This is a genomic window from Microbacterium schleiferi (genome assembly GCF_015565955.1).
GTDB classification, from domain to species: Bacteria; Actinomycetota; Actinomycetes; order Actinomycetales; family Microbacteriaceae; genus Microbacterium; species Microbacterium schleiferi_A.
This window is the reverse complement of record NZ_CP064760.1, coordinates 611,522-634,321: the sequence shown is the minus strand read 5'-3', so window position 1 is coordinate 634,321 and position 22,800 is coordinate 611,522. Positions and strand designations below refer to the sequence as shown.

At 68.5% G+C, this 22,800-nt stretch carries 23 protein-coding genes and 1 tRNA gene; 7 read left to right on the top strand and 17 right to left on the bottom strand.

The genetic code is table 11. From position 1 onward, the window contains the following. From IT882_RS03050 to IT882_RS03005, 12 genes are all read right to left on the bottom strand, one after another. On the bottom strand, positions 1–498 hold the full coding sequence (locus IT882_RS03050; RefSeq protein WP_195693117.1) for a nitroreductase family deazaflavin-dependent oxidoreductase: 498 nt from the start codon (positions 496–498) through the stop codon (positions 1–3). Further along, positions 495–1,547 (bottom strand): non-homologous end-joining DNA ligase, encoded by a 1,053-nt coding sequence (ligD, locus tag IT882_RS03045; protein WP_195693116.1) that lies wholly within the window; start codon positions 1,545–1,547, stop codon positions 495–497. The genes IT882_RS03050 and ligD overlap by 4 nt, the downstream gene beginning before the upstream one ends. Further along, entirely contained in the window at positions 1,537–2,286 is a 750-nt protein-coding gene (locus IT882_RS03040) for an SseB family protein (RefSeq protein ID WP_267490561.1), read from the bottom strand. The genes ligD and IT882_RS03040 overlap by 11 nt, the downstream gene beginning before the upstream one ends. Before the next feature lie 471 nt (positions 2,287–2,757). Further along, on the bottom strand, positions 2,758–3,339 hold the full coding sequence (locus tag IT882_RS16250; protein ID WP_229382271.1) for a hypothetical protein: 582 nt from the start codon (positions 3,337–3,339) through the stop codon (positions 2,758–2,760). Further along, entirely contained in the window at positions 3,336–4,340 is a 1,005-nt protein-coding gene (locus IT882_RS16245; RefSeq protein WP_229382270.1) for a TrkA C-terminal domain-containing protein, read from the bottom strand. Before IT882_RS16245 ends, IT882_RS16250 begins: the two co-directional genes overlap by 4 nt. Positions 4,341–4,471: 131 nt before the next feature. Continuing rightward, positions 4,472–6,775, bottom strand: a complete 2,304-nt coding sequence (locus tag IT882_RS03030; RefSeq protein ID WP_418887804.1) for an ATP-dependent helicase — start codon at positions 6,773–6,775, stop codon at positions 4,472–4,474. Positions 6,776–7,017: 242 nt separating this feature from the next. Further along, positions 7,018–8,106, bottom strand: a complete 1,089-nt coding sequence (locus IT882_RS03025) for a peptidase C39 family protein (RefSeq protein ID WP_195693114.1) — start codon at positions 8,104–8,106, stop codon at positions 7,018–7,020. Between the two features lies 1 nt (position 8,107). Then, a complete protein-coding gene (locus IT882_RS03020; protein WP_195693113.1) occupies positions 8,108–9,676 on the bottom strand; it encodes an ATP-binding cassette domain-containing protein in 1,569 nt (522 codons plus the stop codon). Next, entirely contained in the window at positions 9,673–10,530 is an 858-nt protein-coding gene (locus IT882_RS03015; protein WP_195693112.1) for an ABC transporter permease, read from the bottom strand. Before IT882_RS03015 ends, IT882_RS03020 begins: the two co-directional genes overlap by 4 nt. After that, positions 10,527–11,174 (bottom strand): ABC transporter permease, encoded by a 648-nt coding sequence (locus tag IT882_RS03010; protein ID WP_229382269.1) that lies wholly within the window; start codon positions 11,172–11,174, stop codon positions 10,527–10,529. Before IT882_RS03010 ends, IT882_RS03015 begins: the two co-directional genes overlap by 4 nt. Positions 11,175–11,179: 5 nt before the next feature. Beyond that, positions 11,180–11,521, bottom strand: coding sequence for a hypothetical protein (locus IT882_RS16240; RefSeq protein WP_229382268.1), 342 nt, complete (start codon positions 11,519–11,521; stop codon positions 11,180–11,182). Positions 11,522–11,589: 68 nt separating this feature from the next. Then, complete coding sequence (locus tag IT882_RS03005) at positions 11,590–14,259, bottom strand: ABC transporter substrate-binding protein (RefSeq protein ID WP_195693111.1); 2,670 nt, start codon at positions 14,257–14,259, stop codon at positions 11,590–11,592. A 115-nt stretch (positions 14,260–14,374) separates the two neighbouring features. Between IT882_RS03005 and IT882_RS03000 the strand changes: the two genes are divergently transcribed. Then, entirely contained in the window at positions 14,375–15,082 is a 708-nt protein-coding gene (locus IT882_RS03000; protein ID WP_195693110.1) for a DUF1684 domain-containing protein, read from the top strand. Between the two features lie 352 nt (positions 15,083–15,434). On the opposite strand, the gene IT882_RS02995 is transcribed toward IT882_RS03000, so the two are convergent. Both IT882_RS02995 and IT882_RS02990 read right to left on the bottom strand, forming a co-directional pair. Then, positions 15,435–16,100: a LuxR C-terminal-related transcriptional regulator gene (locus IT882_RS02995; RefSeq protein WP_195693109.1), complete on the bottom strand. Its 666-nt coding sequence runs from the start codon at positions 16,098–16,100 to the stop codon at positions 15,435–15,437. Beyond that, positions 16,097–17,275 carry an ATP-binding protein gene (locus tag IT882_RS02990; RefSeq protein ID WP_195693108.1) on the bottom strand — a complete coding sequence of 393 codons (1,179 nt, stop codon included), beginning with the start codon at positions 17,273–17,275 and terminating at the stop codon, positions 16,097–16,099. Before IT882_RS02990 ends, IT882_RS02995 begins: the two co-directional genes overlap by 4 nt. 114 nt (positions 17,276–17,389) lie before the next feature. Here IT882_RS02990 and IT882_RS02985 point away from each other — a divergent pair, with 114 nt between their 5' ends. From IT882_RS02985 to IT882_RS02970, 4 genes are all read left to right on the top strand, one after another. Then, positions 17,390–18,298, top strand: a complete 909-nt coding sequence (locus tag IT882_RS02985) for a PspC domain-containing protein (protein WP_195693107.1) — start codon at positions 17,390–17,392, stop codon at positions 18,296–18,298. Beyond that, the gene (locus tag IT882_RS02980; protein ID WP_195693106.1) at positions 18,271–18,957 is read left to right on the top strand and encodes a hypothetical protein; all 687 of its coding nucleotides are present in this window, start codon (positions 18,271–18,273) and stop codon (positions 18,955–18,957) included. Before IT882_RS02985 ends, IT882_RS02980 begins: the two co-directional genes overlap by 28 nt. A gap of 5 nt (positions 18,958–18,962) precedes the next feature. Then, entirely contained in the window at positions 18,963–19,466 is a 504-nt protein-coding gene (locus IT882_RS16235; protein ID WP_229382267.1) for a hypothetical protein, read from the top strand. Positions 19,467–19,645: 179 nt separating this feature from the next. Then, positions 19,646–20,062, top strand: a complete 417-nt coding sequence (locus tag IT882_RS02970; protein ID WP_195693105.1) for a YccF domain-containing protein — start codon at positions 19,646–19,648, stop codon at positions 20,060–20,062. Between the two features lie 10 nt (positions 20,063–20,072). On the opposite strand, the gene IT882_RS02965 is transcribed toward IT882_RS02970, so the two are convergent. Beyond that, positions 20,073–20,489: a hypothetical protein gene (locus IT882_RS02965; protein ID WP_195693104.1), complete on the bottom strand. Its 417-nt coding sequence runs from the start codon at positions 20,487–20,489 to the stop codon at positions 20,073–20,075. 94 nt (positions 20,490–20,583) lie between these two features. Between IT882_RS02965 and IT882_RS02960 the strand changes: the two genes are divergently transcribed. Together IT882_RS02960 and IT882_RS02955 are read left to right on the top strand one after the other, a co-directional pair. Next, positions 20,584–21,195 carry a MerR family transcriptional regulator gene (locus tag IT882_RS02960; RefSeq protein ID WP_195693103.1) on the top strand — a complete coding sequence of 204 codons (612 nt, stop codon included), beginning with the start codon at positions 20,584–20,586 and terminating at the stop codon, positions 21,193–21,195. A gap of 60 nt (positions 21,196–21,255) precedes the next feature. Then, positions 21,256–21,328, top strand: a tRNA-Met gene (locus IT882_RS02955). Positions 21,329–21,354: 26 nt separating this feature from the next. Here IT882_RS02955 and IT882_RS02950 read toward each other — a convergent pair. After that, positions 21,355–22,122 (bottom strand): hypothetical protein, encoded by a 768-nt coding sequence (locus IT882_RS02950; RefSeq protein ID WP_195693102.1) that lies wholly within the window; start codon positions 22,120–22,122, stop codon positions 21,355–21,357. A gap of 52 nt (positions 22,123–22,174) precedes the next feature. Next, positions 22,175–22,690: a DUF421 domain-containing protein gene (locus IT882_RS02945; RefSeq protein WP_195693101.1), complete on the bottom strand. Its 516-nt coding sequence runs from the start codon at positions 22,688–22,690 to the stop codon at positions 22,175–22,177. Between the last annotated feature and the right edge of the window lie 110 nt (positions 22,691–22,800).

Sequence of the window (22,800 nt, the reverse complement as noted above, 5' to 3'; positions counted from 1 at the left end):
TCAGCGCGTCGGCGGGGTGAACTCGACGACCGGGATGGTCGCATCAGCCCCGTTCAGTTCGCCCATCGCCGCCGTCAGATGCTCCCAGGCATCGGGATGCACTCGGGCGTAGCGGGCGAGGACCGCCGCGGCGTCGCTGTCGGGCAGGATGCGAGACGTCGCCGGTACGCCCTTCGAATGCCCAACCCAGAGTCGTGCGGTGGGATGGGCGGCAAGGTTCTTCAGCCACTGTGCCCGCGTGCCGTATCCGGAAGCGACGCGGATCGCGTTGGCCTCCCGTTCGATCACCTCGAGCACGACGTAGCGCGGCTGCCCGCTTGTGCGCCCGAGGTGCTCGACGAGCATGAGCCGACCGCCGAAGAGCCAGCCCAGGCCCGCGCGAAACAGCGGAATCGGGGCTCGGACAACCCAGCGCGTGCGAAGGAGGCGCGCGGCCCATCGATCGATGCCCACTGTCGTCTCGGCTCCGCTCGTGCCAGCTTCCGTCGTTTCGGTCACTCGCTGCCCTCCGTCTCGGATTCGCTCGGGTCGGTCTTGCGCGCCCGGCTCGGTTGCACGCGCGGTGGTTCACCGGGCATCTTCGGAAACTCGGGCGGGAATGGCAGCTCGCCGAGCCCGTCGGCAAGGTCCCTCTCCCACCACTCCAGCAGCGTGTCGATCGTGCCCGGCGACGCTCCGAACTGCGCCCACGGGTCACCGACCTCGGCGAGGCGCTGCGGCACGGTGCGCACGGTGAAGGATGCCGGGTCGACGCCGGCCAGCTCATCCCACGTGATCGGGGTGGCAACGGTCGCGGTCGGGAGCGCCCGAGGGCTGTAGGCACCGGCCATCGTGCGGTCACGGTTGGCTTGGTTGAAGTCGATGAAGACGCGCTTCCCGCGCTCCTCTTTCCACCAGTTGGTCGTGACGCGATCCGGCATCCGTCTCTCCAGTTCGCGTCCGGCGGCGATCACGGCGTGACGGACGTCGAGGAATTCCCACTCCGGTTCGATCGGGCAGAACAGGTGGATGCCGCGGTTGCCGCTGGTCTTGATCCACGCTTCCAGGCCCGCCTCGGCGAGCACCTCGCGCAGCGCCGGGGCAACGGCTGCGGCATCCGCGAAATCGGTGCCCGGCTGCGGATCGAGATCGATGCGCAGCTCGACGGGATTGTCGGTGTTCTCGGTGCGTGAGGCCCACGGATGGAAGACGACGGTGTTCATCTGCGCTGCCCACACGACGGCGGCGGGTTCGGTGAGCACGATTTGCGGATGCCGACGCCCGCTGTTGTACGTCACGGTGACGGTCTCGACGAAGGGCGGCGCGCCCTTGGGTGGGTTCTTCGAGAAGAACATCTCGCCCTCGATCGACGCGGGGTAGCGCTCCAGCGATACCGGACGGTGACCGTTGGCGGCAAGGAAGGGGCCCGCGACGGCCAGCAAGTACTCGGCTAGATCACGTTTGGTGATCCCGGCGGCCGGCCACAGGACGCGGTCGGGGCTGGACAGTCCGACCTCCCGGCCTCCGTCGGGGCCGGGAATCTCGAGGATGATCCGGTCAGTCGCCATCGCCCGGAGCCTCGACCATCAACGGGGCGAGGTGATCGCGGTCGAGTCTTATCCAGGGACCAGCAGGATCGATCAGGATGCCGGCGAGCTCAGGGTCAGCGCGCAGAGCCGAGCCCAACTGCGCACCGGTCACGGGCGCGGGGCGGTCGCCGCGTCCGAGGGCTGCGATCTCGATGGGGTGTGTGAACACCTCGATGAGACGGTCGCCGTCGGCAGCGCGGGCTTCGGCGACGCCGACCTGATCCGATCCCTCGGGCTTGTTTGCCGCGATCCATAGCCGTGAGGACGGAATCGCGGCGACGACCTCGTCTGGTGTGGTCTCGGTCCGACGGGCAGCGAGCAGCTTCTTGATACTGAACTCGGGATCGGCCTGCTCCATCATCTGAGCGATCAGTTCGCGCGAGAGCATCGCTCGCGCCGGCGCGGAGGCCGGGTCGACGATGAGACCCCCGTACGTGCCGCTGAGCAGGAATCGCAGCACAGCCTGTGCGGGCTGCGCCATCGCCGAGGTGTCTGTCGCCCCGTCGGCGGCCAGGCTCGCGCGCAGCGCCGCGACGCCGCTGTAGACGAGGACGTACTGCTTCTCGCCGATCGTCGTGATGGCCAGCGGAATGTTCTCGCCCTCGGCGAGCATCCGCTTTGCGTCCCCCTTGACCCGGAGGAAGAGGTGCCCCTGGAGGAGCTGGCGGGCAACCTGCAGCAGTTCAGCCGGCTCAGGCCGCTCGGGGAGCTTCGCCAGGGCCGCGACGAGCGGGCCGTTGTCGTGCAGGTCGGGCCGCGGGGCGCGTCGGCACCGTCGTCGCCGGGGTCTTCTGCCGGGGTATCCGCCTCAGGGGCGGGGGCGCCCAAGCCCTGGAACGACGACATCGAGATCCCGACGACCGCGTCGAAGTCGGGTTCGCTGTCTCCGGCATCGGGGTCCGACGCCGCTGCCGCCGTGGCGTCGGCGACCGGCGCATCCTCGGCGGAAGCCGTGTCGTCGGGAGCGCCCTCGGGCGTCTCGGCAGGCGTTGCTGCAGGGCGTCGAGAGAACAGAGCCATGTTTCGAGGCTACCGACCTCGGGCGCCGATCGGGGCCAGGGTTGTCACGGTTCGGGAAACGCGGCAGGCGTGTGGGGTGCTTCGACCGCAGATCGGCGGGGGCGTTTCGACTCGCTCCGCTCGCTCGACCACCGGGTTTCCTCACGCGCTCAACGACCGACTCTGGGCGTCACAGGAGCGTGAGCACCTGGGCAAGCAGGATCTTCACGACGAGCGCTGTCGGATACACGAGGCTGTAGCCGAGGGCGACACGGACGTCGTGACCGGTGCGCTCCTGCGCGAACGCGAGGATCGCGGTGTTCGTCTGCGCTCCCGCGATGACGCCCGACAGCTTGGTTCCGCCGAGTCGCAGGATGTGCCGCACCAGCAAGTACGTCCCGAACATCGCGAAGGATGTCACGACCAGCCCGATCCCGACGAGAGCGACGATCTCTCCCGATGCGATCGCCTGCAGGATCTGCGATCCCGCCTTGGACCCGGCGTACGCGAGGAAGATCAGCAGGCCGAGCTCGCCCAGGGCTGTCGCCGCGGCGTTCGGGATCGTCGTCACGAAGCGTCCGATCCGCCCGATCCTGCCCATCACGAGACCGACGATGAGCGCCCCGGCGGCGGCCCCGAGCGACAGGTGGGATCCGCCCGGCAGCGGCACTTCGATGAGGCCGAGAAGCATGCCCGCCGCGATACCCAGACCGAGAGCCACGGGGTTCAGCTCGGCCATCCCTCGCTCGGAGTCGCCGAGAAACGCTGTCACCGCGGGCAGCTGGTCACGGGGGCGACGACCCGCAGGCGGTCCCCCTGGTGCAGCACGAAGTCGGGGGTGCCCAGAAACTCGACATCCCCGCGCCGCACCCGCACGATGGTCGCGCCGAAGCGCTCGGCGACACCGAGCTGCGCGATGGTGCGTCCCGACCAGCGCGAGTCCGACAGGATGATCCGCCGATAGTCGAGCCGGCTGCGGTCGTGGGTGATGTTCAGCGTCGACGGATGACCCAGCTCGTCGGTGACGGCCGCGACGATCCGCTCGGGACCGACCACGTTGATGATCGAGCCCTTCTCGAGGACCGTGTCGGGACCGACGACGATGACCTCGCCGTCGGGGCGGCGTAGGCGCGAGACCAGCACGCGGCCACCGTGCCTGCGGGTGAGGTCGGTCATCGTCGGATTGCTGTCGGTATCGATACGGACCACGAGGTCGACGATCCGCGCGGGCGCGTCGGCGTCGGTGCGGCTGTGGCGAAGCGCGAGGACGACGGCCCCCATCGCGCCGATGACCCCGAAGATGTAGGTGCTCGCGTACCCGACCGTGGCGGCGGGGCTACCACCGGTTGCCGCCAGCGCTGGTGTGCTCGTGACCGATCCCGCGTAGGCACCCGCGATCGTCTCCGGCGAGAGATTCAGCATCGTCCCCAGGCCCAGCGTCAGGGCTGCGGCGGCGATCATGATGGCCGAGACGAGCAGCAGCATCCAGTACGACGTGCGCAACGCGTTCACGAACCCGGGCCCGGCGATGACCCCGATGCTGAAGGCGAACAGGACGAGGCCGAAGTCCCCGACGTACGAGGGCACCTCGATCACGACGCCTTGGGAGACACCCCAGGCCGTGAGCGCGATCATCGTGAAGAGCACCGCGACCGCCCCGAGCGACATTCCCCACAGGCGGATCCGACCGATCGCCGCGCCGATACCCGTGACCAGAAACAGCACGAGCACCGGATGATCGGCGAGCAGACGGAGGACAGGCGCGAGGGTCATGGGCCTCCTTCTGCGAGCGGGCCTGACCTTCTGCGGGCCCTGGGCGTCGGTGCACCCTCGCTCGCGCCGTCACCGCGATCGTACGCGCGGGTATCCCGACCTCTCAGGGGCCAAAGTCCTGGCGCCGCGGGTCAGAGTTTCTCGATCGGCGCGATCTTGATCAGGAGCTTCTTGGCCCCGGCAGAGTCGAACCGCACGTGCGCCACGCGCTTCGCGCCCTCACCGGTGACGGCATCCACCCGTCCCTCGCCGAAGTCGTCGTGGCGGATGCGATCGCCCGGCGCGAGTTCCATGTCGCCGTTGTCGCGCACCTTTGCGGGGATGCGGTTGGCGAACTTGTCGATCGAGGTCGACTTCGGCACGAGAGCGTCGCCGTAGCGGCCGGAGCCTCCCGCGCCTGACCCGAATCCGCCCCGCCCGGGCCGTGCGTTGAGGGCGCGCGACTGGGACCCGCCGCGGGAGTTCACATCACCGGGCGATTGCCGCCAGTCGATCAGAGTGGCGGGGATCTCTTGCAGGAATCGGCTGGGCATCGCCACGGACACCTCGCCGAACTGTGCTCGAGTCATCGCGAGCGTCAGGTACAGCCGCGCCCGGGCCCGTGTCACACCGACATAGAACAGGCGCCGCTCCTCTTGCGGACCGCCGGGCTCCCCCGCCGAGATCCGGTGCGGGATGAGGTCCTCCTCCACACCCGTGATGAAGACGGTGTCGTACTCCAGACCCTTCGCCGTGTGCATGGTCATGAGCGAAACCGACCCCGTGGCATCGTCGAGGTCATCGGCATCTGCGACGAGTGCCACCTCGGTGAGGAAGTCGATGATCGTGCCGTCAGGATTGTTGCGAGCGAACTCCCGGGTCACGGCGACGAGCTCGTCGAGGTTTTCGACCCGCGCTTCGTCCTGCGGATCGCGGGAGGCGCGCAGGGCGTCGAGGTACCCGGACTTGTTCAGCAGCAGCTGCAGTCCCTCAGCCACCGTCGTGGGCGGGGGCAGCTCACCCGAGGCCGGGAGCATCAGGGCGCTGGCCTCTGCCAGCACAGCATCCAGCTGCACGATCGCCGCCTGGATCTTCGGCCCCACGCCGATGGCAGACGCGTTGGCGAGGGCATCGCGGAAGGTGATCTGCTCATCGGCGGCGTAGCGGGCGATGGCCGTCTCGGTGACGTCACCGATGCCGCGACGCGGCTTGTTCAGGATGCGACGCACCGCCATCTCGTCGGCGGGGTTCGCAACAGCGACCAGGTACGCGAGGGCATCCTTGATCTCGGCGCGCTCGTAGAACTTCGTGCCGCCCATGATCTTGTAGGGCACCGCCGAGCGGATGAAGATCTCTTCCAGCGCACGCGACTGCGAGTTCGTTCGGTAGAACACCGCGACCTGCCCGTACTCGACGCCGCGCCGGTGGAGCGCCTCGATCTCGTCGGCAACGAACTGGGCCTCGTCGTGTTGTGAGTAGCCCGTGAAACCGACGATCTGCTCACCTGCGCCGACGTCGGTCCACAGCTTCTTGTCTTTGCGGTCGAAGTTGTTGCCGATCACGGCATTGGCTGCCGAGAGGATGTTCTGCGTCGAGCGGTAGTTCTGTTCGAGCAGCACGACCTTGGCGCCGGGGAAGTCGCGCTCGAATTCGCTGATGTTGCGGATGTCGGCGCCGCGGAACGCGTAGATCGACTGATCGGAATCGCCGACAACGGTGAGCGAGGCGCCCTCGAGCTCGGGCGCCTGATCCGGCTCGAAGATCATCATTCCACCGACGGAATACGGTTCGGCCGCCGCACCGGTCACGGGACGGGTGAGTTCGTGGATCAGCGCATACTGGGCGTGGTTGGTGTCCTGGTATTCGTCGACCAGGACGTGACGGAAGCGGCGTCGATAGACATCCGCGACCTGCGGGAAGGCGCGGAACAGGTAGACGGTCTGGGCGATCAGATCGTCGAAGTCGAACGCGTTGGCACGCTGGAGCGCGCGCTGGTAGTCACCGAAGATCTCCACGAACAGGCGCTCGGCGGGGTCGCTCATGTTCGCTTGACGGGCGAAGGATTCGGCATCCGCGAGTTCGTTCTTGAGCTTCGAGATCCGCCCTTGCACGCCCGCGGGAGTAAGACCGAGGGCATCGGCCTCGTGTTCTTTCACCAGGCGCTTGATGAGCGCTCGGGAGTCGCCGGAGTCGTAGATCGTGAACGCCTTCGTGAATCCGAACTGCTCGGCCTCACGCCGCAGGATCCGCACGCACGCGGAGTGGAACGTCGAGATCCACATGCCGCGTCCGCGTTCACCGACCAGCTGCGCGACACGCTCGCGCATCTCGCCAGCTGCCTTGTTGGTGAACGTGATCGCCAGGATCTGGCTCGGGTAGGCCTCGCCGCTGCGCAACAGCGACGCGATCCGATGGGTGAGCACGCGGGTCTTGCCGGAGCCGGCGCCCGCGACGATCAGGAGCGCCTGCCCCGGTACAGCACCGCTTCTCGCTGCGGCGGATTTAGGCCGGTCAGCAGCTCGTCATCCACCACATCCATAACCCCGCAAGTCTATTCGCGCCCACGGACATCCGCCGGGGCAGCCCGCGCGCCGCTCCGCCCGCAACCGGCCCATCCGTGCCGATTGCAGGAGCAGATGACCTGTTAGCCGCGCGAGGCGGCGAAAGCCGTCAATCCTCCTGCGATCGGGCCGGCGCCTCAGGGCGTCGAGAGGAAGATGACGCCCCGGTAGCCCTCGGGTCCCCAGGCGACGAGACGCTCGAGATCATCGACGTGGATCGGCAACTCGTGCGTGTCGACCCAGGTCTCACCGGTGGCGCGGTTGACCCAGGGGTCTTCGACCACGACGTAGGGCCCGGCGGCGGCGTGGGCGACGATCCAGTGCGGACCCGGATCGGCGTGCATCGGGGCCTCGTCGATGAGAAGCAGAGCTTGGTCGCCCGCGGCGACACGGGCAGCCACCTCCGTCATCGGGATGCGTGAGCCGTCGACCGAGATACCGAGATCTGCTGCACGCTTGCGGGATTCTCGCTGCAACTCGGCGCGGAAGTCGTAGTCGAAGCCGGTGAAGTCCTCCAGCAGCACGGGCCCCGCGTGATCCAGAGCGACCTTGACGGCGGCTCGGGATCCGAGATGCTCCTGCACCGTGACAGCGAGCCCGATCGGTTCACACGCCGGATAGTTACTGGCGCGACGCCAGAACTCGATCTCGAGATCCCGATCAGGTGCGTTCTGGCCCGCGAACCCGGGGGTGCCGTAGCGCTCGGTGGCGATGAGACCTGCCACCGCACCGCACGTGAACAGCGTCGTCTGACCGTAGTACCCGGGTTCCTCGTGGGGCATCGACACCAGCCACCGCACAAGCCCGCGCGTTGCCTCGGTTCCCACGGCACCCCAGGGCTTGCGCATCGGCGCAAACCCGTGGATGACGGCGCTCTCGGGCACGGCAGCGCCCTCGGGCAACTCCCACTTCACCGCTGCATCGCCGCGTTCGCTCGCTCGGGCAAGCACGCCGTCGATCAGCCGGTCGGCGGCATCGCCCGGCGCGTCGGGCGCCACCCACAGGTCCACGATCTTGGTCGCCGCTGTCGCGGGACGCCCGGAGGTAAGGACGGCTGCGAGGATGCCGTCGCTTCCGTCGAGGGTGTGTGCCGACGGGCGGTACCCGGAACGCTCGACGCGCCACAGCGCGGCGCGCTCGGGTCCCAGAGCGTCGGCAAGGCCCCTCGCCAGAACCGCCGCAACAGCGTCGGCTCCCTCCGCGAGCGCCGGTTCGATCGATTGCACGTCAATCCTCTCTGTCGCCGGTACTCACCGACGTGTTCTCGCGGTGCGCGGCGGCAACCAGCATCCGGGTGTATTCGTGTCGGGGGTCGGTGAGCACCTGTTCACACGGCCCCGTCTCGATGACGCGCCCATCCCACAGCACCGTGACGGTGTCTGCGAGCAACCTCACGACGGCGAGATCGTGCGAGATGAACAACAGCGAGATTCCCAGGTCATCACGCAGCTTCGTCAACAACGCCAGAATCTGCGACTGCACCGAGACATCCAGCGCAGACACTGACTCGTCACAGATCAGCAGTCTCGGGCGAGGAGCGAGGGCACGGGCTATCGCGACACGCTGCCGCTGCCCGCCCGACAGCTCAGCCGGCCGCTTCTTCGCGAATCCTGCGGGCAGTCCCACCGTCTCGAGCAGCTCGGTGACATCGGATGCCGGACGATGCGCGACCGCGAGGGCCTCGCGAAGGATGGCACCGATCGACATCATCGGATTCAGCGACGAGTACGGATCCTGAAACACGATCTGCATCTGCGCTGGCGTGCGCGAACGGCGACCGGGAGCGAGGTCATCACCGGCGAAGGTGATGACTCCGCCGTCTTCGCGCTCCAGGCCGGCGATGCAGCGCGCGAGCGTCGACTTGCCCGAGCCGGACTCGCCGACGACGCCGACGATCTCGCCGTCTCCGATGCGCAGGCCGACGCCGTCGAGCACGGTGCGCTCTCCGAAGTGCTTGGTCACCGAGCTCACCTGCACGAGCGTCGGGGCGGGGTTGTCGGCGGCGACGGGTGCGTCCCTGGGCGGCGCGAGGACCGGATCCGCGTCGATCAGCGCCCGTGTGTATGGATGCTTCGGTGCAGACAGCACCTCGGTGGTCGCTCCCCGCTCGACGATGACGCCGTGCTGCATGACCAGGACGTCATCGGTTCGGCCACGCACGAGGCCGAGGTCGTGGGAGATGAGGATCACCGAGAGGTCGCGACGGGCCTGCACGGCGCGCAAGAGGTCGAGGATCTCGGCCTGATTCGAGGCATCCAGCGCCGTCGTGGGTTCGTCGGCAATCAGCAGCCGCGGGTCGGCGGCGAGGGCAGCCGCGATCGCGACGCGCTGCCGCATACCCCCCGACAACTGGTGCGGGAAGGCGCGAGCAACCCGCTCGGGCAGCTTCACCTCCGCGAGCCGCGCGGCGACGTCGCGGGCCACCTCGGATGCCGACACCCGGCGATCGGATGCCGCCCGCAGGGTCCACGCGATCTGATCGCCGCATCGATGGACGGGTGAGAGGCTCGTGAACGGATCCTGCAGCAGCAGCGCTACCGTGCTCCCGCGCACCGCGGTCCAGGCGGCGGGCGGGGCATCCAGAGCAAGCGTGCGGTCTGCCACGACGGCCGTCCCGGCAGCGCGGAACCCACGCGGCAACAGGCCGATGAGGCTCTTCGCGCTGAGTGTCTTGCCCGAGCCGGACTCGCCGATGATCGCGAGGGTTCTGCCCGATGCGATGTCGGCGTCGAACGGCTCCACCATGACGCCCTGCGGCCCGAGCACGCTCAGCCCTCGGATCTGTACGCCGCTCATGCGTCTTCCCCTACCTGCGAGAGCCGCTGACCGACCCAGTCACCGACGAGGTTCACGGCGCACGCGACGAGGATGATGAGCGCCGCGGGAACCATCACCGCCGCCGGGTTGTCGAACATGATCGCCCGATTGTCGGTGAGCTGTCTGCCCCAGTCAGCCGTCCCGGGCGGGACCCCGACGCCGAGGAATGACAGCGACGAGAAGGCGACGATGGCGAAGGCGACGTTGAGCATCGCGTTCGTGATGACCAGCGTCGAGACGTTCGGGAGGATGTGGCGGAACATCACGCGCCACCGCGACAGGGAGAGCATCTGGGCTGCCTCGATGTACGGCCTCGCGGACTGCTCGAGCACGCCGGCCCGAACGATCCGAATGTCCGAGGGTGAGAACAACGCGATCAGCAGCAGAACCGTCACCCAGTAGCCGCCTCCGAACACGCCCGCGACGACGATGGCCGCCAGGAGCACCGGGAGGGCAAGCAGCAGGTCGGTCCAGCGGCTGATCAGAAAGTCGAGCCAGCCCCGCTCGTAGCCGGCAATCGTGCCGAGGAGGATGCCGAGAGCCATGGATCCAAGGGCGACGCACACGGGGCCGACGAGGGCCGACGCCGTTCCGGCGACAGTCATCGCGAAGACGTCGCGGCCGAGCTCGTCGGTGCCGAGCAGGTGTCCGTCCTGGCCGGGTGCCAGAAGCGCGGAGAGGATGTCCTGTCGCATCGCATCCGGGAACAGCAGCGGGCCGAGGATCGCAGCCAGCACGACGATCGCGAGGAGCCCCACCGAAAGCATGATGAGAATCGGCATCCGTCGCCGGCGACGCGTGGGCGCATTCATGAGTTCGATCGCCGCGGTCATGCCGGAACCCCCCGTTCGCGCACCCGCGGATCGAGCAGGATGTAGGCGATGTCGGCCAGCAGCGCGATGACCGCGATGACGATCGCGACCAGGAGTGTGAGCGACTGCACGACCGCGATGTCTTTGAAGAGCACCGAGTCCTGCAGCAGCGTCCCCAGGCCCGGGAGGGCGAACGTCGTCTCGGCCAGCACCGTGCCGCCGACCAGAAAGGTGAGGACGAGGCTCGCGCCGGTCACGATCGGAATGGCCGCGTTGCGCAGGGCGATCCGCTGGACGCTGCGCGCCGACAGACCACGGGCGCGGGCAGAGGTGACGTAATCGGTTTCGAGTTCGCGGAGCATGGCGGTGCGAGTGAGTTTGAGGATGATGGCCCCGAGCCCGAGCGCCAGGGTGATGGCAGGCAGGATCAGATGCCAGAGGGTGTCGAGACCGCCCGACCCCCCGCCGTACACGGGAAAGATCGGAAGGTAATACGCGAAGACGTAGAGCAGCAGCAGGCCCACGGCGAAGGTCGGGGCGCTGAGTCCGACAACGGCCAGACCACTGGCGATCCGGTCAGATGCGCCGCCGGCGCGCACGGCGCTGCGCACCCCGAGCGGGATCGCGACGACCAGCGCGAGAAGGAACGCGATCCCGGTCAGCATCGCGGTCAGCCCGACACGGGATCCGATCGCGGCGGCAACCGACGTCTGCAGTCTGATCGACTCGCCGAGGTCACCGGTGACAAAGCCCCCAGCCAGCGGAGGTACTGCACCGGCAGCGACTCATCGAGGTGGTACTGCGCACGGATCGCCGCAACCGCCTCGGGCGATGTCGGGCGGTTTCCCAGCAGGTTCTTGACGATGTCGCCGGGAGCGAGATACATGAGCGAGAAGACGACGATCGACAGCACAAGCAGCACGCCGATCATGCCCAGCACGCGCACCGCGAGCATGCGGCCAAGGGGCCGTGATCGCGGTGCGCGTGCGCGGAGCGGTGAACCCGTTGTCATTGAGGGGACTCCGTCATTGATCTGACTCCATCACTGTCAGGGGTTCGTCACTATCTGAGCTGGTGCGGTTACTGGGCCGCGCGGTAGAGCTGCGTCGGCCACGACGAGATGAACGCGAAGGAGCTGTAGTCGTTCATCCCGAGGTCGTTGGCGAACGCGGTAGCCGACTGGCCCCACCAGAGCGGGATGTTGACGGCATCCTCGGCCTGTAGCGTCTCGGCCTCGATGAGCAGGTCGATCCGTGCACTCGGGTCGGACTCGGCGCCGACCTCCGACAGCAGCGACATGATCTCGGGGTTGTCGTACGCAGCGGGGTTGCCGACGCCGAGGAGGTAGCTCGGGATCTCGGCGGGGTCGCCGAGCGTCGAGAAGTACCACATCATGTTCAGCCCGTAGTCGCTGGAGGCGTCCAGGCTGGCCAGCCACTCCTCGATCGGAACCTCACGCACGTTCAGCGTGATGCCGATCTCGGCGAGATTCTGGGAGAGAGCCTGCGCGGCGGTGCCGAGCTGGGGGCCCGTGTTCGGGGTCAGGATCTCGGCCTCGAACCCGTCGGGGTAGCCCGACTCGGCAAGGGCGGCCTTGGCAGCATCCAGGTCGAAGTCCCACTGCGGGATCTCGGCGAGCTTTTCGCGAGCGACATCCGGGGAGTACACCGCGGCGAGGGACTCGGGGGTCATGATCGCGGTCGCGGCTTCGCCGTGTCCGCGCAGCAGCTTGTCGACGTAGGCGTCGCGATCGACGGCGTGGGCGATCGCCTCGCGCACCTTGGGGTCATCGAACGGGGCGACTGTCGTGTTGAAGTACAGACCGACGTACGACAGGTCGTTGACGTAGTCGACACGCATCGTGTCGAGGTTCTCCCACTGCGTGGACTGCGCGAGCGGCACGTTGAAGGCAACGTCGATATCGCCGGACTGCGCAGCCAGCAGCCGCGTCGACTCATCCGGAATGAAGTTGACGGTGATGTTCTTGACCTTCGGCTCTTCGCCCCACCACGTATCGGATCGCTCGAAGGTGACGTGGGAGTCGGGCGCGAACTCGGTGACCTTGTAGGGGCCGGTACCCAGCAGCAGCGACGACGCGGTGCCGACGTTGCCGTCGTTGGCTTCCCAGAACGCCTTCGAGGTGATGAAGGCAGCGCCACCGGTGCTCATGTTCTTCGCAAAGGCGGCATCCGGCTCGGTGAGGGTGATCGTCACCTCGCTGTCGCCGGTCTTTTCGACCGACTCGACGTTGGTCATGTAGTACGCGAGTCCCGGCGAGGATGTCTCGTCGCGGGCCTCGTTGAGGCTGAAGACGACATCATCGGCCGTGACCGGGGTGCCGTCCTGGAACATGGCGTCGTCGCGAAGCTCGTAGATGTAGGTGACATCGTCGGGCTGCGACCAGGACTCGGCCAGCGCCGGCTGGATGGCGCCGTCAGCGTCGATCGCGACGAGACCCTCTTGGGCGATCGAGGCGATGTAGTAGTTCAGGATGCCGGACTCCTGGCCGACGTAGAGGTTGGACAGCGAGCCGGGCAGAGCGACCGTGATGCTGTCGATCTGCTCGCCGCTGTCAGCAAGGGCAGTGCTCGCCGAGGGCGCGGGGTCGCCGCTGCACGCGGTGAGCAAAAGCGCCCCCGCGGCGACGACGGCGCCCGCTTGGGCGAGGCGGGCGGTGGACGGGAAGGGCATGGGACTCTCCTCTGTGGGTGCGGTTCGGGCGGTTGGGGTCGGGCCGGGTGCCCCGAAACGGGCACGGTGGCTGGCGCTGCGTCGCCGTGCGTCGAGAATGACCTCGACGTCGGCGGGCGAGGGGCGAAGGGAGGCGAGGACGCGGAGCGCCGACTCGACGGCGGGGATCGTTGCGGCCTCGACGAGCACGGTTGCCGTCGCGCGACGGGTGACCGCTGGCGCCAGCCCCCACACGCGGACGCCGTCGGGAAGGTCGATTCCCGCCAGCGCGCTCTCGGCGACGAACGTGGTCCCGACGCGGTGGCGGGCGAGGGCGACGGCAGCCGCGGCGTTCGAGACCTGGATGTCATCCCCGGCCCGGGGACGCTCGAGGCGCTCGACCAGCAGGTCGCCCGGTGAACCCTCGCCACGAATCCAGATCTCGTCGGCAAGGAGCGCGGGATCGATGCGTCCCCCGGCCGTGGAGATCTCCGCGGCGCTCAGGGCGATGATCTCTTCGGCGAACAAGAACGTCGAGCGCATTCCGCTGCGCCGGGCGATCGGATGCCGTTCGCCGCTGACGGCAAGGGTGAGCGTCACCGCGATGTCGGCGCGACCGTCCTGCACGAGGGCGAGTGCCGCGGCGTTGTCGGAGGCTTCCACGAACGAGGCATCGATGTCGGGCTGCTGGGCGGCGAGGCGACCCAGGGTGGGCGCGACCACGGTTGCCACCGCGTCGACGGAGGCGGCGATGCGGACGAGGTCTGCACGGCGCCCCAGCATCCGGGCCAACTCGGTGGCCGCCGCCGTGAGACTCGCGTCGATCCGAGGCGCGTGCTGGGCCAGCAACGCGCCGGTAGGCGTCAGTCGAGCGGCCCGCGCGGTACGGACCACCAGCGCCACTCCGAGACGGGCTTCGAGCCGCTGCACGTGCTGCGTGATCGTCGGTTGCGAGTAGCCCAGGGATCGCGCAGCAGCGCTGATCGAGCCCGTCTGATCGATCGCGACGAGGATCCGAAGCGAGTGCACATCCAGCGCTCGCGTCAGCGCGTCGATGTCGATGTCGCTTCCTCGATCCATAGCGAGATGCTATCTATCCTCAGATTTCGATGGTGTAACAATATGTTTCACGGCCGTTTGTTCCGGCTCGGCCGACAGTGAGGCATCCACTCCACCCCCGAACGGAAGGACGGCCATGACGACCGACGAGGAATGGCGCGCGCGCCGCGACACCGCCGTATGGTCACCGGGCGGGATCGCGACGCTCGCCGCGACGCACTGGCTCGATCCCACGCCGCGCGCCTTCGACGGCGTCCCCGGACGCTGGCACGCCGAGGGCGACCGCGCGGTGGGATCGGTCGGGGACGGATTCGTCAGCCTGGCCCCCGGAGAACGCTGGGAGTCTGGGGATCTCGAGCTTCGGGGGTTCGAGCGCGACGGAGCGGTCGCGGTCCGCGTGTATGACCCCTCAGCCCCTGCGCACCGGGGGATCTCCGACATTGACCGCTGGCCTGTCGACAACCGCATGCGTCTCGTCGCGCGGCTGCGTCGCACCCCGCACCGCGACGTTCCCACCGTCGCCGTCGACGGGCACCAGAGCACTGGCGACTTCGACGGAGAGCTCGACCTCACGCTGCCGGACGGTGACGTGACGCTGTGCGTACAGACACTCGACGATGGTTCCCTCTTCGCTGCGTTTTCGGACGCAACCAGCGGAAACGAAAGCTACCGGTTCCGGTTTCTACGGATGTCGGCGCCGACATCCGACGGACTGGTCACCGTCGACCTGAACCGCGCCTACTTGCCGCCGTGTGCGTTCTCGGACGGTTACGTGTGTGTCTTCCCGCCCCCGACCAACCGCTGGGCCGTGCCGGTTCGCGCCGGCGAGCGGCTCGTCCGCTGACGGTCACATGTCCGCGTCCGGCGCGCTCCGGCGCTGTCTCGACTGCCGGCGTGCCGAATGCAGGATGAGATGGCCTCGCTGCCGCGCCCACACCGCAGGATCAGCGTTTCATCCTGCGATCGGCCCGCTCCGCGATCCGATCCAGCCCAGCCCAGCCCAGCCCAGCCGAGACTTTGATCACCCGGGGCCGCACCTGCTCGCCTCCGGCCCGCCCCTGCGCATCTCCGGTATGGGCGGCACAGCGCGGGCGCGCCGATTGCAGGATGAGATGACCTCTCTGCCCCGGCCACACCGGAAGATCGACGATTCGTCCTGCGATCGGCACGGCGGGCACCAGCGGTGCGCCGTCGGCTCAGAGCAGGCGGCGGGCGGAGGCCCAGGCTGTCAGCTCGTACCGCGACGAGAGCTGGAGCTTGCGCAGCACCGCCGAGACGTGCGTCTCGACCGTCTTCATCGAGATGAACAGCTCCGCCGCGACCTCCTTGTAGGCGTAGCCGCGGGCGATGAGCCGCATGACCTCCTGCTCGCGCGCCGAGAGCCGGTCGAGCTCGTCGCTCGCTGCCGCCGTCTCGCCCGAGACCGCACCGAACGCGTCGAGCACGAAGCCGGCCAGCCGCGGCGAGAAGACGGCGTCCCCCTCGGCCACGGCCCGCACTGCCGCACTGACCTCGGCCACCGACGAGCCCTTCGTGATGTAGCCGCGAGCGCCGGCGCGGATGACGCGCACGACGTCTTCGGCGGCATCCGACACGCTCAACGCCAGGAACCGGGTCGAGGGCGCGGCCGGTGCCGCGCGACGGATGACGGCTTCGCCGCCGGTCGCGGCAGCGACCTCGCCCGTCTCGCCGGGAAGGTGGACATCCAGCAACACGACCTCGGGCTGCTCTGCCGTGATGACGGCGACGGCGGATTCGACGTCCGAGGCCTCCCCCACGACCTCGACGCCGTCGAGGGTCGAGCGCAGTCCGGAGCGGAAGATCGAGTGGTCGTCGACGATCACGACACGGATGCCGCTCATGCCGTTCCTCCCAGCCGCAGGTGGACCTCGGTGCCGCCGCCGGCGCCGCGCCGCAGGGTCGCCGTGCCGCCCGCGCGGCGCATCCGTCCGATGACCGACTCGCGCACGCCGAGCCGGTCGGCGGGCACGGCATCGGGATCGAAGCCCGGCCCGCGGTCGCGGACGAACACGTCGACGGATGTCGCACTGCCCTCGATGTACACCGAGACCTCACCCCCTGCGTGGCGCGCCGCGTTGAGGATCGCCTCCCGGGCGGCAGCCGCGACCTCGCCGCTAGCTCGCTCGGTCGACGCGCCGGCGGCGACGACGTCGATCCGCACGGGGTAGTCGATCTCGAGCGCCGCCGCGTAGTCACGCAGGTCGGTGGACAGATCACTGTCGGCGGGCTCATCGCCGTCGTAGAGCCAGCCGCGCAACTCCCGCTCCTGGGCGCGGGCGATGCGGGCGACCTCGCTCGAGGCACCCGCGCGGTTCTGGATGAGCGCGAGCGTCTGCAGCACCGAGTCGTGCAGGTGCGCGGCCATCTCGCTGCGCTGCTCTTCGCGGATGCGGCGCACCCGCTCCCCCGACAGCGCCCGCCATTGCTCGACCAGCAGCGAGGAGTGCACCAGCGCGATCCCGATGATGAGCACGAGGGCGCCGGCGAAGGAGACCAGACCGCCCTGCTGCAGGGTTGTGAGCTGCACGATCAGAAGAGTGCCGAGGGCCGCGGATGCCGCGATCCGCACCGACAGGGCGTGACGCGGACCCCGCGCCGGGTCGGGAGCGTCTACCAGGGTGGCCCAGACGCCCGCCGTCACTGCGAGCAGAATCGCCGTGAGCACCGCACCCCACCACTCCGGCCTCGTCGCGTAGACCACTCCCCCGCGGGACAGAACGGCGGCCGCGACGCACGCGGCGATCACCGCGACCACCGACAGCGATGCAAGGACCCACGCCACCGGGGCCTGTCGTGAAGGCGCCTCGTCGCCGTCCTGCCACGGGGTGAACACCCAGATCCATGCGTAGAGCAGGATGCCGGCGCCCCACAGGAGGCAGAGCGCGATGAACAGCATCCGCACCGCGAGAATGCTCCACCCGAGGTGGGCAGACAGCCCCTCCGACGTGCCCGACACGAGGCACACGCGCGGCCGCTGCAGAGGCGGGCGCGCGGGAAGGGCGGTGGCCGAGGACATGCCGCCATCCAATCATCCGCACCGCGAGATCGTGAGCCACGGATGCCGGAATCAGGGTGCGCTCAGGGGATCACCCCATGGCCGGCGAGGCCCCCCGATTGCCACGATCGAAGCATGAGCACTTCCACCGACACTCCCGCGACCGATCCCGGCCCGCCTCCCGCGCCGCCGGGCGCACCGACCGGCTCGGACCGGTTCTTCGCCTGGGTCCGTGGACTCGGCGTCGTCCGCGCCGACGGTTGGCTCGGCGGCGTGTGCGCGGGCGTCGCGGCACGCATCCGCATCGACCCGGCGATCGTTCGCGGCGTCGTCGTCGTGGCAGCCGTGCTCGGTTTCCCGATGCTTCTCGTCTACGCGATCGCGTGGGCGCTCCTGCCCGACATCGGCGGCCGCATCCACTTTCGCGAGGCGCTGCGTGGTCGCGCCGACCCCGCGATGGTGGCGATCATCATCCTGGTGGCGCTCGGGTTCGTGCCCGTCGCGCCATGGTCCGGCTGGATGACACCGTGGTGGCAGGCTGGCACGCTCAGCGTCATTGGCTGGATCGTCGGGCTCGCCCTGGTGGTCGGTCTCGTGATCGTCGTGGCCCGTGCAAGCAAAACGGCCTCCCCGAGCGGCTCAGAGGCGGCGGCAGCGAGGACAGATCCGGGCTCTCCGGAGGGCGCGGATGCCGAGACCGCGGCTGACGCGGCACCAAGCACACCGCCCGCCGAGCCGCTCCCCCTGAGCGGGGAGCCGGCAACGCCGAGATCGCCGAGTGGCGAGCACGCCACGACGCATGGCGCGCGCAGAACGATGCGTGGCGACGCTCCCAGAAGGATGCCGACCGCATCGCTCGCGACCAGGCCCGGCGCGAGCGCGAGGCGGAGGCCGCGGCATTCGCCGCAGCTGCGAACGACACGCGCCGCATCCGTCGCCTCTCCCGTCCCCGCGCGAGTGGCGCATTCGTGGTCTCAGTGCTCGGAGTGGCGCTGGTCGCTGGTGCGGGGACGGCAGTGTGGCACATCGCGATCAATCCGATGAACACAGCGACCGCTGGCGCGTATGGCCTGCTCGCCGCGGCGCTCGTGCTGGCCGTGGCGATGATCGTCGCGGGGCTACTGCGACGACGCAGCGGCTTCCTCGCCTTCGCGACAGTGGTCACGCTGCTGGGAGGGACGGCGGCAGCCGTGATTCCGCCGATCGCGACCTACGTCAGCACGTTCAGGATCAGCGTGGCCAATTCGGTTGACCGTCTGGCCCCCATTGCACAACAACAGGGGGACCTCCACCTCGAACTGATGCCGCTTCCGACAGAAGAACCACCGCCGATACGGATCGAGAAAGGGGTTGGCTACACGAGCATCGTGGTGTGGCCCGGCGTGGCACTCGACCTCGACGCAAACCTCGGCGATACGGAGGTCTGGTACGAGCGCTGGGATGAGGGCACCGAAGAGTATGTCGGTCCGCAGCAGGTGCCCACCGACGACGACGGCAGGCTGCAGATCCAGCTCGCCTACCCTCAGATTCCCGTCGTGACAACGCAACGCGTCGTCCTCGATCAGGACAGCGGCGAGGTGCGCCTCTTCTTCACAAATCTTGACAACCGGGATCCGCTCAGAAACACGGCGCCGGAGCCGCTCCCCACCATGTCCGCCACTCCCGCGCCGGAGGGCGCACACCCTGACTCCACTTCGAGGTGATCACGATGTCCATGAACGACTCCACCCCCGCGTCCCCCAACGAGAACACCGACGCCGACGACCGCGACAGCGCCGAAAGCACTGACCAGCGCGATGACACGATGATCCTCGAGGTCGTCGCCGCTGACACGCCGCCGCTGTTTCGACCGCCGGCCGCCGAGGGCGCAGCGGCGGACGCCGCATCCGTTCCTCTCACCCCGGCGCCGGCTACCCAGGAGCCGCCGGCGCCGGTGCGCGTTGCCGAGCTGACCCCTGCGGAGACGGGCGTCGAGGCACCGCGGACCCGCTGGGCCGCCGTGGTGTGGGGGCTGTTCTTCGCCGCAGTGGCCATCGGGGGGTTGTGGCTCGTGTCCGAGCCGTCGCGTCCCACCGCCACCGTAGAGCGTGCGTTCACTGTGGATGCCGCGACCGGCATAGCCATCCTCATCCTGGGTCTTGGCATCGTCCTGCTGGTTGCGGGTGCGGCGGGACTGCTGCGGCGCACCCAGCGCCGCCGCACCGCCGACTGATCCCCGCGATGCCGTGCCGATTGCAGGATGAATGCCGGATCGGGGCAGTTCAGATGACGCCGAACCACATCTGATCCTGCAATCGGCCCGGCAGAACTGCCTCGGTTCACTCCGCACCCAGCCAGGTGCTTCTCCCGAATCCCACCTCGTGCACAGGAGTTACGCCCACAATGGACTTCATGCGAACCCTCCTGAACATCATCTGGCTCGTCCTGTCGGGGTTCTGGCTGTTCCTCGGCTATATGTTCGCGGGCGTCATCCTGTGTGTCCTGATCGTGACGATCCCCTGGGGCATCGCCTCGTTCCGCATCGGCATCTACACCCTGTGGCCGTTCGGTCGCGAGGTCGTCGACCATCCGCGTTCCGGGGTCTTCTCGTTCCTCGGCAACGTCGTGTGGGTCATCCTCGCCGGCTGGTGGCTGGCGATCGGGCACATTCTGTCGGGGTTGGCGCTGTGCCTCACGATCATCGGCATCCCGCTCGGGATCGCGAACTTCAAGCTCGTTCCGGTCTCGCTCATGCCACTGGGCAAAGAGATCGTCGAAAAGCGCCGCGGCGGCCAGTTCGACCGGGCAGCCGACTCCGTCGCTCGCTGATCCCGGGAGCTCAGCCGAGCGCCGAGATCCCCGCCGCGATGACGGATGCTCCGACCACCGCGAGCGAGAACGCGAGCACCACGACCCCGGCCCACAGCAGCGCCATCGCCCGGCCCGGCTTCTGCGGATCGCGACCGATCACCGACAGAAAGAACCCGGCGGGCACGAGAATCGCCGACGCGAGCACGCCGACGGCCGCCCATTCCCAGCCTCCCGTCACGCCCGCAGAGGCCTGCGCGAAGGCGCAGACGATCCCGAGGATGACGAGCACGCCGGCGTGGGCGTGACCGGCACGAAAGAACGTCTTCTGCAGCGGGTTGAAGGAGTAGCCGCCGGTCGTCGCACGCAAGACGAACGTGCCGCCGTAGGCGATGGTGATGACCGTCAGCAGGGTGGCGCCGACAACGATCGACATGATCGGGGACATGGATGCTCCGTCTCGACTCTCCGCGCCGACGGCGCGCATTGGATAGTGGCGCTACCCAATATAAGATAGTGAAACTATCTAAGCAAGGAGCAGCGTGCGCATCTCTGAACTCTCCGAGCAGAGCGGCATCCCCGTCGCCTCGATCAAGTTCTACATCCGCGAAGGGATGCTTCCCCGCGGCGCGACGACGTCGGCGACCCGCGCGGAGTACGACGAACAGCACCTCGCGCGCCTGCGCCTGATTCAGGCGCTCAGCGATGTGCGCGCCCTGCCCCTCGCACGCGTGAAGGAGATCCTGGCACTCGTCGACGCGCCCGAGGACTCGCCGTACGCGACCCTCGGGAAGGCCGTCAGCGCCCTGCCGCCGTACGCCGAAGAAGCCAGCACCGAGCGCGCCCGCGAGACGATCGAGATGCTGGGACTCACGTACGACGAGCGCTTCGCCGCCGTTGCGCAGTTGGAGGCAGCCATCCGCGGCATCGAGGCGGCGGGACTCGCCTGGGATGCCGAGACCGCGACGCGCTACGCCGCACCTTTGGCACAGATTGCGGCAGCAGAATTGGCGCCGCTCGCCGATCTGAACGAGAGCGAACAGGTGTCCTACGCCGTGCTCGGCACTGCGATGTACGAACCAGCGATCCTCGCAATCCGCCGGCTCGCCCATCAGCATCTGCTCGCGACCGGGCTGACGGATGACGACATGTGACGTCACGGTCAGAAACACGCCAGGTGCGCGTCAGGAGTCGGAGCTAGCGTTGGGTCCTATCGCGGCGAACCGGATGGTTCCGGGCACCGGTTCATACCCGGTTGCGCAGCGGGTTCGACTCCCGCCGTCGCGTCGAGAACGCACTGGGGGTCGAGCCGCCTAGCCGCCGAACTCGCCCTGCACGATGAGCGGTGTCTGGTTCGCGTTGCAGGCAGCGTTGATTGCGGACAGTGGCCCGTCGAGGTCGGGGTGCATGACCTGTCCGACCTGGTCGGCGCGAGCGGAGACAAGAGGGACGAGCCGTTCGAAGCTCTCGCGAAGCTCCGACTGAGCAGAGCCCGCAAGGGATCCGAGCTCGGCCGACGCCTCGTCGACGCGCGCGGCCCAGTGGTCGGCATCCAGTTCGCCGTAGAACGTGTACCCCTGGTCTGCGTTCATGAACGCGCTGTAGATGGGCCCGAACTGCTCGCAGTCCGCTGCGATGGTGGCATCCGTGGCGAAGCTCTCGTCGGAGAAGGTCGGCACGGCTGTCCAGTCCACGCCCTCGGCAACGGTGACACTCAGCGTCTCGGTGGTTCGCTCGGTGATCGGCCACGTGAGCGTCGCCGTGCCGGCGGCGCACTCCCCCGACACCGGCGCCTGCCCGAGCATCATCGAATCCGAGAGCTCGACGGAGTAGGCGCCGCTGCTGCACGCGAACTCGACCGAGACAGAGCGGGCACCTGCCTCAAGGGGGAAGTCGACGCCAGGGAAGCCCGTCGGCCCGGTTCCGGAAACGCCGTCGGGTGACGATGTTGCCGAGACGGTCGGGGTGGCCGTGGACGCGGGCGCACCCATCGCCTGCCCCGCGCAGCCCGCAAGCACAACGGATGCCGCCACAAGCGCACCGATCAGCATCCCTCGATGGATTCCTCGTCCGTCGTTCATGAGCCCCCGCTTCGATCGAACGTCAGTCGCTCCATCGTCGCACGCTCGGGGGTTACGTCAGGGACGGACGAAGTGCACCGAGCGCGGATGCATCTCCGAGATGCTCGCGCGAGATGACGCTGAGCTTCCCGTTGCTCTCGAGCACGACCGCGGCGACGGTACCGAGGTCACCGGTACCGCTCTGCCGAATCGCCTGTTCGACATCGGCACGGGCGATCCGTTGACGGAGCAAGGCAGCCTCATCCATCTGCCCGTCCCACAACACCAGCGTGGGCGCGGATGTCGTGAGCTTGCGGATGCGGCGCGAGACCGCCGCGGCGAACGCGACAACCGCCTGCAGCAAGAGGAGCAGGGAAAGAGCGACGATTCCCTCGACGAACGCAACATCCGAGGTCAGCAGGATCGTCGCCAGCGTCGAGCCGAGCGCGACAGTGACGATGAAGTCGAAGGCGTTGAGTTGCGCGAGGGTGCGTTTGCCCGACACCCGGATCGAGACGATGAGGAACGCGTAGGACGCGATCCCGACGAGAAGAACCCGGACGATATCTGACCAGCTGTCGAACCACATGACGCGACCGTATGCCGGGTCGCGGTGCCGCGGAACACCCTTGCGTACGCCGCCGAATGCCGATCTGAGCCAACTGAGCGTCTGGGCGGCACTGCTCGATGATGGCGCGG

Excerpts from the sequence above, each read along its gene's own strand:
- IT882_RS03015 (WP_195693112.1), bottom strand. The coding sequence starts at position 10,530 with ATGACCGCGGCGATCGAACTCATGAATGCGCCCACGCGTCGCCGGCGA.
- IT882_RS02985 (WP_195693107.1), top strand. The coding sequence starts at position 17,390 with ATGAGCACTTCCACCGACACTCCCGCGACCGATCCCGGCCCGCCTCCC.
- ligD (WP_195693116.1), bottom strand. The coding sequence starts at position 1,547 with ATGGCGACTGACCGGATCATCCTCGAGATTCCCGGCCCCGACGGAGGC.
- IT882_RS02970 (WP_195693105.1), top strand. The coding sequence starts at position 19,646 with ATGCGAACCCTCCTGAACATCATCTGGCTCGTCCTGTCGGGGTTCTGG.
- IT882_RS03020 (WP_195693113.1), bottom strand. The coding sequence starts at position 9,676 with ATGAGCGGCGTACAGATCCGAGGGCTGAGCGTGCTCGGGCCGCAGGGC.
- IT882_RS02965 (WP_195693104.1), bottom strand. The coding sequence starts at position 20,489 with ATGTCCCCGATCATGTCGATCGTTGTCGGCGCCACCCTGCTGACGGTC.
- IT882_RS16240 (WP_229382268.1), bottom strand. The coding sequence starts at position 11,521 with ATGACAACGGGTTCACCGCTCCGCGCACGCGCACCGCGATCACGGCCC.
- IT882_RS16235 (WP_229382267.1), top strand. The coding sequence starts at position 18,963 with ATGTCCATGAACGACTCCACCCCCGCGTCCCCCAACGAGAACACCGAC.
- IT882_RS02990 (WP_195693108.1), bottom strand. The coding sequence starts at position 17,275 with ATGTCCTCGGCCACCGCCCTTCCCGCGCGCCCGCCTCTGCAGCGGCCG.
- IT882_RS02995 (WP_195693109.1), bottom strand. The coding sequence starts at position 16,100 with ATGAGCGGCATCCGTGTCGTGATCGTCGACGACCACTCGATCTTCCGC.
- IT882_RS16245 (WP_229382270.1), bottom strand. The coding sequence starts at position 4,340 with ATGACCCTCGCGCCTGTCCTCCGTCTGCTCGCCGATCATCCGGTGCTC.
- IT882_RS03000 (WP_195693110.1), top strand. The coding sequence starts at position 14,375 with ATGACGACCGACGAGGAATGGCGCGCGCGCCGCGACACCGCCGTATGG.
- IT882_RS02950 (WP_195693102.1), bottom strand. The coding sequence starts at position 22,122 with ATGAACGACGGACGAGGAATCCATCGAGGGATGCTGATCGGTGCGCTT.
- IT882_RS03010 (WP_229382269.1), bottom strand. The coding sequence starts at position 11,174 with ATGCTGACCGGGATCGCGTTCCTTCTCGCGCTGGTCGTCGCGATCCCG.
- IT882_RS02945 (WP_195693101.1), bottom strand. The coding sequence starts at position 22,690 with ATGTGGTTCGACAGCTGGTCAGATATCGTCCGGGTTCTTCTCGTCGGG.
- IT882_RS03005 (WP_195693111.1), bottom strand. The coding sequence starts at position 14,259 with ATGGATCGAGGAAGCGACATCGACATCGACGCGCTGACGCGAGCGCTG.